10 protein-coding genes are annotated in these 15,867 nt (G+C 39.8%); 2 read left to right on the top strand and 8 right to left on the bottom strand.

What is annotated here, in order from left to right:
* Positions 1-195: 195 nt before the first annotated feature.
* Positions 196-3,243, top strand: a complete 3,048-nt coding sequence (locus H9L23_RS25710; RefSeq protein WP_187592954.1) for a glycosyltransferase family 117 protein — start codon at positions 196-198, stop codon at positions 3,241-3,243.
* Between the two features lie 228 nt (positions 3,244-3,471).
* Positions 3,472-4,026 (top strand): REP-associated tyrosine transposase, encoded by a 555-nt coding sequence (locus tag H9L23_RS25705; protein ID WP_187592953.1) that lies wholly within the window; start codon positions 3,472-3,474, stop codon positions 4,024-4,026.
* 345 nt (positions 4,027-4,371) lie between these two features.
* Here the strand turns inward: H9L23_RS25705 and H9L23_RS25700 are convergent, their stop codons facing one another.
* The 8 genes from H9L23_RS25700 to H9L23_RS25670 form a co-directional block, all read right to left on the bottom strand.
* Entirely contained in the window at positions 4,372-5,334 is a 963-nt protein-coding gene (locus H9L23_RS25700) for an acetyl-CoA carboxylase carboxyltransferase subunit alpha (RefSeq protein ID WP_187592952.1), read from the bottom strand.
* 791 nt (positions 5,335-6,125) lie between these two features.
* On the bottom strand, positions 6,126-7,685 hold the full coding sequence (locus H9L23_RS25695) for a S10 family peptidase (protein WP_187592951.1): 1,560 nt from the start codon (positions 7,683-7,685) through the stop codon (positions 6,126-6,128).
* 154 nt (positions 7,686-7,839) lie between these two features.
* Positions 7,840-8,241 (bottom strand): hypothetical protein, encoded by a 402-nt coding sequence (locus H9L23_RS25690; protein ID WP_187592950.1) that lies wholly within the window; start codon positions 8,239-8,241, stop codon positions 7,840-7,842.
* Between the two features lie 193 nt (positions 8,242-8,434).
* Positions 8,435-10,030, bottom strand: coding sequence for a SusD/RagB family nutrient-binding outer membrane lipoprotein (locus tag H9L23_RS25685; protein ID WP_187592949.1), 1,596 nt, complete (start codon positions 10,028-10,030; stop codon positions 8,435-8,437).
* An 18-nt stretch (positions 10,031-10,048) separates the two neighbouring features.
* Positions 10,049-11,989, bottom strand: coding sequence for a SusC/RagA family TonB-linked outer membrane protein (locus tag H9L23_RS26795; protein WP_246474796.1), 1,941 nt, complete (start codon positions 11,987-11,989; stop codon positions 10,049-10,051).
* Positions 11,990-12,051: 62 nt separating this feature from the next.
* Positions 12,052-13,326: a SusC/RagA family TonB-linked outer membrane protein gene (locus tag H9L23_RS26790; RefSeq protein WP_246474795.1), complete on the bottom strand. Its 1,275-nt coding sequence runs from the start codon at positions 13,324-13,326 to the stop codon at positions 12,052-12,054.
* A 186-nt stretch (positions 13,327-13,512) separates the two neighbouring features.
* Positions 13,513-14,586 carry a FecR family protein gene (locus H9L23_RS25675; RefSeq protein ID WP_187592948.1) on the bottom strand — a complete coding sequence of 358 codons (1,074 nt, stop codon included), beginning with the start codon at positions 14,584-14,586 and terminating at the stop codon, positions 13,513-13,515.
* A 600-nt stretch (positions 14,587-15,186) separates the two neighbouring features.
* Positions 15,187-15,741: an RNA polymerase sigma factor gene (locus tag H9L23_RS25670; RefSeq protein WP_187592947.1), complete on the bottom strand. Its 555-nt coding sequence runs from the start codon at positions 15,739-15,741 to the stop codon at positions 15,187-15,189.
* Between the last annotated feature and the right edge of the window lie 126 nt (positions 15,742-15,867).

The raw sequence follows: 15,867 nt of genomic DNA, 5'->3' as shown, positions 1-15,867 counted from the left end.
AACCCATGGGCAGATTTTAATATTTCTGCCTATGGGTTTTTACTTTTCAACCAGATTAAAATCCTTTATGTAACAGGCTTAGGCCGTTAAAAATTGTTAAATCAATCCAAAAATTTACCTGTTTTATCGACTAGAATAGTTAATTTCGGCAGCATTTTTATGTGAAAACAATTTTTAATATCATTAAACAAACCAATGAATTATTCAAAAGTTAATAATATAGTAGGCTGGATCTGCTTTTTAATTGCTACAATAACTTACGTTTTAACCTTAGAGCCTTCTGCAAGTTTTTGGGACTGCGGCGAATTTATCGCATCGGCATTCAGGATGCAGGTTGTTCACCAGCCAGGTGCACCTTTATTCTTAATGATCCAGCGTTTCTTCTCCATCTTCGCAACCGGAGATTTAACCAGAATTGCATATTGGATGAACGTAGGTTCGGCCGTATCAAGCGGAGCAACTATTTTATTCCTATTTTGGACAATCACAGCATTGGCTAAAAAAACGATATTAAATGCTGGCGAAGAACTAACCACTGGTAAATTAATCAGCATTATGGGTGCAGGTGCCGTTGGTGCGCTGGCTTATACTTTCTCTGATAGTTTCTGGTTCTCGGCTGTAGAATCGGAGGTTTATGCGCAATCGTCGTTATTTACCGCAATTGTTTTCTGGGCCATCCTTAAATGGGAAGCACATGCAGATGAGCCGCGTGCCGATCGCTGGTTATTGTTTATTGCCTATATCATGGGTTTATCAATCGGTATCCACTTATTAAACTTATTAACCATCCCGGCACTTGCTTTTATCTATTATTTTAAAAGAACAGATAAAGCAACCACAGCAGGTATTTTCAAAACCCTTATTGTGGGTATCCTGATTTTAGCGGTAATCCAATATGGTATTATTCAATATTTGGTTTCATTCGGTGCTTATTTCGATCTTTTCTTTGTAAACACCTTAGGTCTTGGTTTTGGAACCGGCGTTTTATTCTTCGCTATTTTATTAATCGGAGCTTTGGTTTGGGGAATCCGTTATTCCATCAAACACCAAAAGAAATTGTTAAACTTAGGTTTACTTTCGGTTGTATTGATCATTTTCGGTTACGCCTCTTTCTCGATGATCATCATCAGGGCCAAAGCTGATCCGAACTTAAATAACAGTGCTCCTAAAGATGCTTTCTCTTTCTTAAGTTACCTCAACCGTGAACAATATGGCGATAGACCATTAGGTTACGGCCCTAATTACAACTCAGAAAGAACAGGTGTAACCGAAGGAAAAACCATCTGGAGAAAAGGTAAAGACAAATATGAAGTAGCAGGCAAAAAAACCGACTATGAGTATAATAACAATACTTTGCTGCCACGTATGTACAGTGACGATGCGAGACATGCGAGTTTTTACAAAGAATGGATGCATTTAGATGATTCAAAAAATCCTAACCTGGTTGATAATGTTGGCTTTTTGGCCAGTTACCAGATCGGTTACATGTATATGCGTTATTTCTTCTGGAACTTTGTTGGTCGCCAGAACGATGAGCAAGGTCAGGGAAGTGGTTTTGAAGGCGAATGGATCAGCGGTATTAAACCAATTGATGCCATGTTGAGAGGCGATCAAAGTCATTTGCCGCCATCAACTGTCGACAATAAAGCTTATAACCGTTTCTTCTTCTTACCTTTATTAATGGGCATTATCGGTGCGCTTTGGCATTTCAAACGCAACCAGAAAGATGCTGGTGTAGTGGCTTTATTATTCTTCTTTACTGGTATTGCCATTGTATTATATTTAAATCAAAAACCATTAGAACCGCGCGAAAGGGATTACGCTTATGTAGGATCGTTTTATGCCTTTGCAATATGGATAGGTCTCGGGGCACTCGCCATTAAGGAATGGCTATTTAAAAAATTAACCCCAACCACAGGCGCCATTGGTGCAACGGTTATCGGTTTATTGGCTGCTCCGGTAATTATGGCCGAGCAGGGCTGGGATGACCACGACCGCTCAACCAAGTTGGTTCCACACGATATTGCATTGGATTACCTGCAATCGTGTGCGCCAAACGCCATCTTATTCACCTATGGCGATAATGACACCTACCCACTTTGGTACATCCAGGAGGTAGAAAATGTGCGCCCGGATGTGCGTATTGTAAACTTAAGTTTATTTGATACGGATTGGTACATTAATGGTTTAAGACAAAAACAAAATGAATCGGCGCCATTGCCTATCACGATGAAACCTGAGCAATATGTACAGGGCGAAAGAGATGTAATGCCGTATGATGATTATAAAATTGCGGGCAGTATTGAGCTTAAAAATGTAGTTGATTTATTGCTATCAAACGATGAGAGCGATAAAGTACCGATGCAGGATGGCACAAAATCTAACTTCCTGCCAACCAAAAATCTTAAAATTACGATAGATCCGCAACAAGTGGTAAGTACAGGAACGGTGCCAGCAGCAGATGCTTCGAAAATAGCAACAGAAATGGACTGGAAGTTTAACAAAGGTTATGTAACCAAAGGTACATTGGCTATGTTCGATATCCTTGCACACAACAATTGGAAACGTCCTATTTATTTTGCTTCTACCGTACCTTCTGAGCAATATAATGGTTTAGACAAGTATTTGTACAGCGAAGGTTTGGCTTTACGCTTATTACCGCTAAAAGCTGATACAACAGCATCAGAAGATAGACCAGAGCAGTTGAATACACCTGCGATGTACAACAACGTGATGACAAAATTTAAGTGGGGTAATATGAAAACCGCTAAATATTTAGATCCACAATCGTCAGATGATACTTTTATTTTCACCAACATTTTCAGCAGCTTAACCGGCAGCCTGATTAAAGACGGTAAAATTGATGGGGCCAAGAAAGTTGTAGACAAATATTTTGCGGTAATGCCAACAGATAAATTCTTTGGTATCCGTACCGTTGTAGTGAAGTTCTATATGGCCGAAAACTTATATAAATTGGGCGAAACGGCGAGAGCGAACGATATAATAGATAAATCCGGAGTTTATATCAATAAAGAACTTACCTACCTAGCCGATATCTCGCAATCGAAAGGTTTAACCGGATCGCAGAATATCCAAACAGGCTTATACTATTTAGACAGAATGATCAAAACGAGTAAAGCCGCTGGTCAGGATAAATTAAGCGATAAGCTTCAGAAAACATTCAATGCTTTAGAGAATCGCCTTTCGGCTTTCTTCCCGCAACAGCAGGGTCCGCAGCAATAAGCGGATTTTGAAAATAGATTATAAAGCAGCTACATTAATTTGTAGCTGCTTTTTTTTATGCGTTTGCGCTCGTTTCCAACGAGTGCAGCAATAGCTTTACGATTTTATCGTAATAAAATATTCGACATCGTAAATACGATAAGTTATTTACACACTCGTTAGAAACGAGCGTGAGTACACCATAAATTAATTTTATGATTTTCCCGAATAAATAAATACTTTTAATATATGTCAGATCAATATCAAGCCAGGGATCCGGAAGGAATTTATTTCCTAACCTTTACAATTGTAGATTGGGTTGATATATTTACTCGTTTATCTCATAAAGAAATCATTATTAACTCGCTAAAATACTGTCAATCAAAAAAAGGATTGACACTATATGCGTATTGCCTAATGACCAATCATATACATCTCATTGCATCCGCCAGCGGAAGTGTAAAGCTTTTTGAAATTGTCAGAGATTTTAAAAAATTCACAAATAGGGCAATTATTGAAGAGATTAATTCAGGAAATGAAAGTCGGAAAAAGTGGTTATTAAATAAATTTGATTTTGCTGCAAAGTATATAACCCGCATTGAAAATTATAAAGTATGGCAAGATGGTTACCATGCTGTTGAACTAATTAGTCCAGAGTTTACATTTCAAAAATTAAACTATATCCATCAAAATCCAGTTCTGGCTGGAATTGTGTCTGATCCTCAACATTACACTTATAGCTCTGCATCTAATTATCATGGCCTTGGGGGACCAATAGAGGTTGAGCTGCTGGATATTGATTAACTAACATATAAATATTTATACTCGGTTTTAAGTATCGGTAGCTATATCATAAAATATGATGAGCTTACCTGATAATGTTTGCACTCGTTTCTAACGAGTGCAGCAATAGCCTTACGATTTCTTGTAAATCCAGAAATATACAGATACTGACACCGTAAGATACGGTATCCTATTTACACGCTCGTTAGAAACGAGCGTGAGCTACTCGATAATGTTTGCGCTCGTTTCTAACGAGCGCAGCAATAGCTTTACGATTTTATTGTAAAAACCACGCGTGAGCAACTTGCACAAAAAAAATCCTGTTCAGCATTGCCGAACAGGATTCAAATATTATTTTTTCAACGATTATTCGTTTACAACACCCATCGCACAGAATTTATCAATTCTTTGTTCGATCAGTTTATCGGTTTTTAGTTTACCCAAAGTAGCTAAATCTTTGATGATATAATCTTTTAAAGTTCTGCCCATTAATTCCGGATCCTGGTGTGCACCACCAAGCGGTTCAGGGATAATGCCATCGATTAATTTGTTACCAAACATATCGTCAGACGTTAATTTCAAACATTCAGCGGCTTTCTCTTTAAAATCCCAGCTTCTCCATAAAATAGATGAGCAAGATTCAGGAGAGATTACCGAATACCAGGTATGCTCTAGCATATATACCCTATCGCCAATACCGATACCTAAAGCACCACCAGAAGCACCTTCACCCACCACGATACAGATAATCGGCACACGTAATACCGACATTTCTAACAGGTTTCTGGCAATCGCTTCACCTTGTCCGCGTTCTTCTGCCTCTAAACCCGGGTAAGCACCCATCGTATCAATAAAAGAAACTACCGGTTTGTTAAATTTCTCAGCCAAACGCATTAAACGTAAAGCTTTGCGGTAACCTTCCGGGTTAGCCATTCCGAAATTACGGAACTGACGCTCTTTGGTATTTTTACCTTTTTGGTGGCCGATAACCATAACGGTTTGACCGTTTATGGTGGCAAAACCACCGATAATCGCTTTATCATCCTTAACCGTTCTATCACCATGCATCTCGATGAAATCATCGCAGATCATGTTAATATAATCAAGGGTTTGCGGACGATCAGGATGACGGCTCATCTGAACCTTGTTCCAACCGGTTAAATTTTTATATAAGTTATTGGTAGTTTCTTCTAATTTACCATCAAGCTCATCTAACGTGGCAGACATATCTACCTTGGTTTTTTCGGCAACTTGCTTAACCTTTTCTATCTGCTGAACTAAATCGGCAATAGGTTTCTCAAAATCGAATGATGTTTTTATCTGCTGCATAATTGAACCACAAAAATAAGTAATTATTTTTAGTTTGTAGCGAACAGTTTTTTGTTTGCGTTTTTGGAGACAATAAACCGCTTTAGCAAGGCTGATAAAAGAGCGTTATAAATACGATTTATTTCTTTTGTTTTTGGAAAGCAGTTTCAGTGGTTATTGGATTGGGATCCGTCCTGCTCTTCCTCCTCCCGATGAAAAATCGGGATCCGTCCGATCAGGTTTAGATTACACCTGTTCTTGCAACGATGAGGGGTTTCCGTGCCATTTCCTAAAAGAGATTGATGAAGATACAGGTATGGGCGAGAAGATTATAACATCGGATGATAACCAAAACATTCCTAACGGAACGTAAACGCCAATTATACAATTGGCTACCCAGGAGTCGTCCCGATGGGAGGATTAATTTAACCGTTTTTACCACGGGTACCCAAAACGTCCCACAGGGACGTGTCATAGGTAGCAGAAAAAAACATTTCATGTTTTTCGTTCCGTAGGAACGTTTCATTTTTCCAAAAAAGAAACGTATTTAATTTAACAATGAGGGGTTTCCGTGCCACACCCTACCTACCTAGCCCTGATTGAAATGAAAAGCCCGCAAACGAGGCACGAGTGAGGACTTGTAATGTAAAGCAGGACGAACCTTTAATCATTGTACTGCCTCTGCGCTCCAAAAAAATAAAAAACGCAGAACAATTGAATCAAAAAAAGAGGTCCGTGAAGACATGGACCTTGGCGAGGAGAGTTAACAAATTAATATTAATGTGCATAGGAAACTTGTCAACTCTAAAATGTTAGAATTTAGCGGCCTCGCCTGGCTTTGGCAATGCTTTTTTAATAAACTCGCGGATGTGACTATTTGCCGTTTTCAGGTCATCTTTACGGAGGTACATCATGTGCCCGCTGCGGTAACCTTCCCAACTCATCCTATCCTGTAGTTTACCCGCTGCATCTAACTGCCACATGCTGTATTTTGCATTAAAATAATCACAGGCACCATCATAATAGCCCGATTGCACCAATAAATGCAGGTACGGATTCTGTGCCATCGCCTGACGGAGGTTATCACCTGTTTGATCTCCTGTTTTATCCCAGGGATATACAGCGCCGAACATATTATATTTTAAATCAGTTTTATAATTAAGCTCGTTGCGGATGTACATATTAATAGCCGGGGTAAATGAATGCAGCCAGGAAGTCAGTTCTGCATTATAATCTGGCCCTTCGCCAGCGCTCATTTTATCAATACCGCGGTAGCGCGAATCTAAGCGCCCAACAGTAAAACCTTTATCCCTCAATAGCTCTTTCCAAAAGAAATCGGTAGGTACGTTGAGGTTATAATCTAAAATTACTTTTTCCGAAAGGCCAGAATAACGCGCCATTTTTGTTGCTATGGCTTTCTTTTTATCGGCACTTAACATTCCACCCTGCGAAATGGCCGGAATGAGCTCATTAATGGTAAAACTTTCTACCTCGGGCAACATGGCGGTTAAATCTTTGCCTTGTAAATCGGCCGCCAAGGCTTTATGGTACCAGGCGGTAGCTGCAAAGTAAGGTAAACGTAAAGCGGCATCAACGGGGCCACTACGCTCAATACCCAGTTCGGTTGGCGATACCAGCACCACGCCGTTTAAATACATCCACTGGCTGTTCTGCAGCTCTAGCGCCAGGCCCGAAACACGGGTGGTACCGTAACTTTCGCCGATTAAAAATTTTGGCGAAGCCCAGCGGTTGTTACGGGTTACAAAAGTATTGATCCACTCGGCCAGGTATTTAATATCGGCACGTACACCGAAGAATTTATTGGTTGGAATATCTTTGCTCACTGCCCTCGAATAACCGGTATTAACGGGATCGATGTAAACCACATCGGCAACATCTAAAATAGAATATGGATTTTCTTTATAACCGTAAGGCTGCACAGGATAACCTTCATCATCGATATTGAGCACCACCGGACCTGTATAGGCTATGTGCATCCAAACTGATGCAGAACCCGGGCCACCGTTAAAAGAAATTACCAAGGGTCTTTTATCACGGTTCTGCACATCGCTACGCTCATAATAGGTATAAAACAAACCGGCAATGGGTTTGCCGTCTTCGTCCCAAACCGGAAGTGTACCGGTAGTGGCCTTGTATGGAACAGCTTTTCCATCGATCGTTACCGAATGGTTGGTGATTACGGAGCTTTCTACTTTTATGTTTCTTTCGTTTGCCGATGATTTGGGTTCATCTTTAACGGTAACCTGCGTAGTGGTTACAGTCTCTTTTGACTGACTCTTTTTTGGCCCTTGTTGCGCATGTACAAATAAACCTGCACACAAAAAGGTGGTAAGTATAAATCTGAATTTCATTTAAAGTTTGGTTTGATCTATAAATATCAAATTAATGCGCCGTTAATCAAAAAACAGATTAGAAATGTTACCATAAAAAAACCAGCAAAGCTTTTGGCAATGCCGGTTCTGCAAAAAACTGCTGCAAATGAAGCAGTAGACCTCTATTAAATAATTAAATAACAACAGCTTCGGCACTTGCCTCTGCAATCTGCCAGCCTATGGTTGGGTTTCCGGTTACCAATAGGTCTACAAAATATTCGTAATAAGAACCGGCTTTATAACCTTCAAAACGATCGGCATAAATGGTACCGGTTGAGTGTGAAACGCTGGTTAACGGAACATTGCCCTCGCCCTGGATAGTTACTGTGATGCCAGAGTAAACCTGCCCGGTAGTGTAGGTAAGTGTTGCAATAGCAGGCAGGCCATTACTGGTTGTAAAGTTTTTAGTAACGGTAACTACACCTCTAAGGATAGTTTTTTTCGGAACAACAGTAATTTTAGCAGATGTAAAACTACTGAACAGGCAAACGGTAAAAGCGAGCGTTGCCACCAATAGGCTGATTGATTTTTTCATTTTCTTTGGTTTAAACAGGTTAAGATTCACAATGGATTTGGTTTAGGATGCCACTATGATAGCGAAGTTAATATTTTCAATATCAGCTTTTTACAAGAAATACTGCGCAAACGTTTGTCCAAAAAACAGGTTATAAAAAAGCCGACAGTGCATGTTGCACTGCCGGCCAGGTATAAATCGGGATGATTTATTTTTATTTATCCCACCAAACCCTGCCTGTGAGGTTATCACCACCAGGTACAGCCGAAGAGGCTGCTTTGTAATTGGCGTTATTTTTGGCCGCTTCTTCTACCGGGTATGGGAATCGACGTGGAATGGTACCATTGGTGGCATTACCTGGATAAACCACTGGAGTTAAAGCCGGAAATCCGGATCTGCGCCAGTTAGACCATGTTTCATAAAAATCGAGCATGGTACAGGTATGCAACCAATATTGGGTATTGATCATTTCTAAACCATTGGCAGCAACATAAGGATTGGCTGCTGCATAAGCATCAGCAACCGTACCTGAAATGGCTAAACTGGCATCGTACTGTGATAAGAAAGTGATACCTGCAGATAATCCACTGGCATAATGGGTAGCAGCCGAACCGCCTACACCCCATCTTTGTGCCGCTTCTGCCAATAAAAATTCGCTTTCGGCATAGGTTAAAATAAAAGTAACCCCGTCCTTTTTAATCATTGCCGGGTTAGGCGACGAATAAGCCGGAAACGTAGTGTAAGAAGCATCTTGCCGCACATCTCTGCCCGCAATACCGCTTAAGTCTTTTCCATTAGGCATTCCTTTTTGCAGAAGCGGATCGGCACTGAAATTGGGATTTTGTGTTTTACTGTTTTCATCCAGATATAGACCTGTAACGGCAACTTTTGCTAAACGCGGATCGTTTGCTGTTTTTAATTTATTGATGAAAGTTTGCGACCATTTAACATAATAATTTTCCTGACCACCATCGCCCGATAATACCTGGCTATTTCTATTTTGCGTTACCCTTGCACCAGATACATCATGTTTAACAAAAGCGTTATCATCGTTACTGAGCATGGTTTTACCGATCACTTTTTGGGCGTAGGCTTTGGCTGTGTTTGCATCCACTTTGGTCAAACGCATCGCAATACGCAACAAAAGGGTATTTCCGAACCTTTTCCATTTGTTGATATCACCTTTATAAATGGCATCGCCGGTAACTTTATCACCATTAACATCCAATGCATTGGTGGCTTCTTCTACTTCTTTTAATAAATCGGTATAAATGGCCTGTTGTTTATCATATTTTGGTGCCAGGTTGCCGGTATAATAACCTTGTCCTGCTTCCGAATACGGTGCATCGCCATATAAATCCGTAATGCGTTCAAAGATCAGTGCTTTCCATAAACGGGCCACCTGGCGCACATTATTATATTTAGGAGATCCTTTTGTAAATTCAACAATATCTACAATCGGTTTAACCTGCTCTACATAAGCACCTACGGTTGTGCTGCCCCAGTATGCTGCGGTATATCCTTCGTTTAGTAAATATTTATCTCCTGCCCAGTAACTTACCACGGTAGAAAGTCCCTGCATCATGGTAGAAGAATATATTAAATTTCCCCTCCAGGTATCGTAAGCAAAATCGATACTGCCGGTATAGGTAAGCTGAGCAGTGGTTAACGTATAATTGGGATCAAAAGTTGCTGCTCCATAAGCAGATGGGTTGGTATTGATATCCTCGAAATTTTTGGTACAAGCCGAGATCATTAACATGCCGGTACAAAGTAACAGGCTATATTTTTTTAATATGTTCGTTTTCATTGTTCTGTCTGTTTAAAATTAAAGCTTCACACTAAGGTTTACACCAAATGTTCTAACCGGAGGCACGCCACCCAGTTCCAATCCCGGAAAAGTTGCGTTGTAACTCGATTCAGGATCGATATTATCCGTTTTTTTCATCAGGATAAATAGGTTCCTGCCTACAAGACTCACATTTAAGCCATGTATTTTGTTGTTGAACATTTTTGCAGGAAAGTTATACCCCAGGGTCATTTGCCTGAACTTGATAAAACTTGCATCCTGCACAAATTTATTAGACACATTATCTGCCGATAGCTGATAGTAAGTTGCGGCTGTGTTACCCAATGCCTCGCGGTTTTCGAGCGTAGCCTGGTGTAAACCAAAAACATAACCATAATAATCAGTTGCAGAGAATACTTTTCCACCCCATTTACCATCAATCAAAAAAGATAGGGTTGCACCTTTATAATTAAACTCGTTGTTCCAGCCTGCAAACCATTTGTTATATGCAGAACCATAAGCAACCAGATCACCACGCTGTGGAGCGTTATTTGCACCCAGCATAATATTTCCTGAAGCATCATATTTATAATCGTAAGCCATTACCTGAGAGGCGGCTTTGCCCGGGATATTCTGTAAAAAGCCAACGCCAGATCTTGAAGTGGCAATAAGATTTGAGGTAACATCATCAGCAAGTGAGATTACTTTATTGTCGTTATACGATCCATTCAAAGAAGAAGTCCATACGAAATCTTTGTTTTTTACCACCTGACCCGATAACAACAACTCTACTCCCTTATTTTGGATCTTACCAGAATTTAAAACCGCACCACTATAACCAGTTGATGTAGATGTGGTTACAAAAGTAATTTCATCTTTAGAGATCTTTTTGTACCAGGTAAAATCGAGATTTAAACGATCTCCTAAGAAGCGCATTTCTGTTCCGATTTCCAATTCGGATGCTTTTGAAGCTCTTAATGCAGAATTAGGGATATTTACGTTCGAAATGGTACCCAATGGCAATCCGTTTAAAACTTCACTTCTTAAGCTATAGGTTAACAAAGTTTGATAAGGATCTGTTGCCTGACCAACCACTGCATAACCAGCCCTAACTTTACCAAAACTTAAGAAAGATGGTTTCCAAAGTTCTGAGAAAACAAATGAACCGCTAATGGAAGGATAAATCACATCTAAATCATTGTTTTTCCCTGGGGTAGCGAGAGTAGAAAACCAGTCGGTACGTCCGCTACCGGTTAAATATAAAATATCTTTATAGGCAAGTTCTAAAGTACCATATACCGATTGTGTTTCGGCTTCGGATGCAACATAAGCCACCGATTTATTTTTAGCATTTAGAATGTTATAAACGCCGAATACGGCAAAATCAGATCCACTGTTGGTGGTTTGAGTTACACTTGTTCTGCGGTAACTGGCACCAATATTAGGGGTGATAGAGAAATCTTCATCTACTTTAAAAGGCTTACCGATTAATACATCTACATTAACATCTGCAAATTTGGTGGCCTGCTCTACAATTTTACCAGGAGCATAATAAGCTGTACCTGATGGCACCACATTTTTATAGGTGTCGTTATAAGCATCGCGACCAGCACGTCCTTGTACAAACAAACCATTATCAAAAGTATAGCGGGCATTAAAAGAACTGATCAAACGATCGCGTTTGGTATCATTTACAAATTCGTTTGCTGCAAACCAGGGGTTGGTTGCATAAGCATTGCCTTTATTGTACTGAATTTCATTTCCATTGGCATCTTTCCATGGATCGAGGTTTTTTACACTTACACTGGTTGGTAAAAAAGCCACATTATAATTGGCATTACCTGCACCATCTGATACCATCGGTCTGTTTTTAGCCTGCTCTAAAATATAGTTCATGCGGGCATCAATGGTCAATCGTTTAATTGGGCTAAAAGTACCGACCAGGTTAAAAGATTGTCTGTTTAAACCAGAATTTGGCACAACTGAATTGTTATGTACATCGTTGGCAGATAAACGGATGGTACCGCCATCAAAACTTTTGTTTAAAGCAAGGGTATTAGACCATGTGCCCCTGTGCGGTAAAAATCTTCAATATTGTTTTTCTGTGCACTATAAGGCCTGCTTACCCCATCAAACTGAACCACATTGGATCCATCTAATTTTGCACCCCAGCTCGATCCGCCCACCTGTGCAGCGGCAGCAGCATCAGTCGGTTTTACCCCATTTGCGCCCTGTCCGTAAACATATTGCCAATTGGTTCTGTCCATTACCTGTTCTGCAACATAATTGGTGTTAAATTCGATGCTGTTGCCCTTTCCACTTTTCGTGGTAATCAAAATTACCCCGGCTTTTGCACGGTAACCATATAGAGCAGCGGCAGCGGCACCTTTTAGTACCGAAATACTCTCAATATCATCAGGGTTTAAGTTTCCAACGGCATCACCTAAATCGGGTGCGTTATCATATTGACTACCTGAGTTCCCATTACCATTCAGGTTATTTAAACCTACCGGTTTATTTTCCATCGGTACACCATTAATTACATATAATGGCTGGTTGGTTTGGCTCAAGCTAGAAACCCCACGGATGGTTACGCTGGTTGCTGCGCCCACACCACCAGATGTTGAACTAATATCTAAACCGGCTACTTTACCTACTAATGAGTTGGCCACATTATTTTCCCTGGCCTGGGTTAAAGTTTCGCCACTTACCTGCGTAACAGAATAGCCTAAAGCCCTTCTTTCTTTTTTAATGCCCAAAGCGGTAACCACCACATCGGTAAGTTGTTTGGTATCTTCTGATAGTACAATATCGATACTGTTTTGCGCGCCTATAGAAATTTCTCTGGTTTGAAAACCCGCATAAGAAACTACCAGAACTGCATTTTCAGGGGCATTTAGGGTAAATTTACCATTAACATCGGTAGAGGTACCGATTCCTGTTCCTTTAACCCTAACCGTTGCACCAGGCAAAGCACCTCCAAGTGCATCTTTTACGGTTCCGGAGATGGGGACTTCTTTATTTTTGCTAATGACAATTAAGCCACCATCAGAAACAGAATATTTCAGGTTGGTTCTGTTTAAAATGGCTGCCAAAACATCGGTAACCAAAGTATTGGTTACCGTAATGCTCACATCCTTATTTACGGGAACGTAAGAAGAGCTGTAAACAAAATGGTAACTGCTTTGCTGCTCAATAATCTGTAAAACCCTGGCCAGTTTTGTATTCTTAACATCCAATGAAATTTTTTCCTGCGAAAAAACCGATGCGGAAACATTAAGGCAGGTAATGAAAACCATAATACAGGCTAGTTTCATTAGCATAATGAATTTTAGGAGCGCTTTATATTTTGGGCGCCCTTGCAGTAAGTAATAATAAATCATATTTTTGTTTTTTTTGGTTGCATAAGTTCTTGGCAGCAATCTGTTTGCGCATAAACTGCCATTAATTGATCAAAAAAGAAATTCAAGAGGGCGGTGCTCCAACACCGTCCTTTTTTCTTCCTATTTCGAGATGATTACCTGTTTTCCCTTTATCTCATATTTAAAATTATTTTCGGTTGCTTTTAATGCGTGCAATACTTCTTCAATGCTCTCGTTAGTAATGGTTGCCGTAAAACGGTATTTCTCCAGCGCCGGGTCAGTAAAGCTAATTTCTACGTTATACCATTTTTCGAGCACATTTTTGATCTCGCTAAAATCCTGATCGTAAATTTCGATCCGGTTTTGTGTCCACGCCGTTTCTACAATGGTACTGTCCTTTATTTTGGTGTAATGGTTAATGGTAATTTCTGGCTGTGGTGCCATCGGTTTTACCAGGTTGTTCTGTTGCTGGGGAATTATATTTTTATAGAATGTAACCTTCTGACTTGGTTTTAAGGTAATGGTACCCCCATTTCCATTTACTGCCTCCATGGTAATTAAACCGCGGATCAAAGTGGCTTCCGAACTGATTTCGTCCGGATAAGCTTTTACATTAAAAGCGGTGCCCAGTACATTGATGTTAAAATCGTTGGTATGAACTTTAAAAGGTTTTTCCTTATTGTGCTTTACATCAAAAAAAGCTTCACCAGTTAAAGTAACTTCCCGGTACTTATCGTTAAAATTTTTAGCAAGGGTTAAAACACTCATGGCATTTAACAGCACCGAGGTACCATCGGGCAACATAATTTTTTTGCGCTCACCATTTTTTGTGGCGAAGGTATAAACCTCGGGTACAATGTTATTTGTAGCGGTGTTTTTATAATAAGTGTTATAAATTAAAAGCCCACCAAGCACCAAAACTATGGCGGCGGCAATCTTAATCCATAAATAACGCTGTAGTTTAACTACTTTTTCCTCGGTGGCAGGGAACATATTTTCTTTAAATTGTTCAACCTGTTTAGCCAGCGGACGTTTGTTTCCGCTCAATATGGCATAAAGTTTTTTTGCCTCTGTAATTACCGCTTCCTGTTCGGGGTGGGCATTAATGTACTTCTCCCAATATCCAATGCACAGCTTATCTGTTCCAGCGCAGTATTGCTGGAAAGTGCAATCAACAAGAAAGTCTTCTGCATTGAATTTACTTCTATCAACCATTCTTTTTGCCTTTTATATATCAGTGCCCAAAAGCTTTACTTTTTCCTAAGGAAATTTTAACTTTTTTTTAACACGACGGAATATATGCCCTGAATGCCAGTAGGATGAAGAAATTTAATTTGCAAGAATGCAGACTTCGAAGTTAAAAGAGCTGATTTTTCAGGCTTAAAAAAATAATGAAGCACATTTACAGAAGCATTTAGCAAAAAATGTTCCTGCTCCGCTTTATCCCGATGAAAAATCGGGATGCCCGCTGCTATCAGGTTTAGATGGCCCAGGCTGTATTACTATTGAGGAGTGCAGGGTGCAAACGATTAGGCCGCCAAGGACTACAAACTAAATTCCCTAAACCCGGTAGTAACGGAAATCCTTTTTATTGCCTATAGTTATGATTAAAGTATACTTATTGCCTGTAGCGTTAAATTGCAATAAAAAGATTGGAGTGCATAACGGGACTAAAGTACCCACGGAGACATGAATATTCGTTTCCAAAACAAAAACATCCTTAAAATAAACTACGTTTTAGCAGGAAAGATTTAGAAAATTTTTTCTTTCAATTAGATTTCTCCACTGCGGTTGAAATGACGGAACTAGTAAATTTTATGCGTTAAATTCCTTTCTCAGGATTTTAAGCGCATCATAAATGGTATTGTAGGCCGTTTTTATAGTCTGATTGCTCTGTTCGGCAATCTGTTCATAACTTAAGCCTTCAAAAAACTTTAAATGGATCAGTTGTTTCTGGCGAAAAGTGAGTTTTTCCAATGCATTTTTGAGTTGGTGCTGTACCAGTTCGTCGCTTTGCACCTTTACAATAAATTCCTCGTAACTCATCTCCATCCAATCGCCATCTGCCCCGGCATTAAAAAGGGCATCGTTAATTTTGCGTTTTCGTTCGAGAATTCTTAGTAATTTCCTCTTAAGGAAAGTGCGCAGGTAAGCTTCAACATTATCAACGCGGGTTAAACTTTCATGTTTTTCCCATATAGTGGTAAAAACAAGGTCGGTAGCTTCGCTGGCCGTATCGGCATCTGCACAAACCCTGATTCCGAAATTAACCAATGGATAATAAAGTGCCGCATAGAGATCAAAAAACGCATCTTTATCGCCAGTCCGTAGTCGTTCCCATAATAAGTGATGCGTTAATTTGTTATCCATTAAGTTGTTAGTTGTTATCGCAATATTAACTAAAAACAACAAGATTATTACCTACAGATTTTGATGCAGACAAATTTCTCTGCCTATTTGCATAAAAATTCTTAATCCTGTAACATTTTTTCAAAA

It is taken from the genome of Pedobacter roseus, assembly GCF_014395225.1.
Classification (GTDB): Bacteria; Bacteroidota; Bacteroidia; order Sphingobacteriales; family Sphingobacteriaceae; genus Pedobacter; species Pedobacter roseus.
Note: the sequence above shows the minus strand (reverse complement) of the source record. Positions and strands in the feature narration are given on the sequence as shown.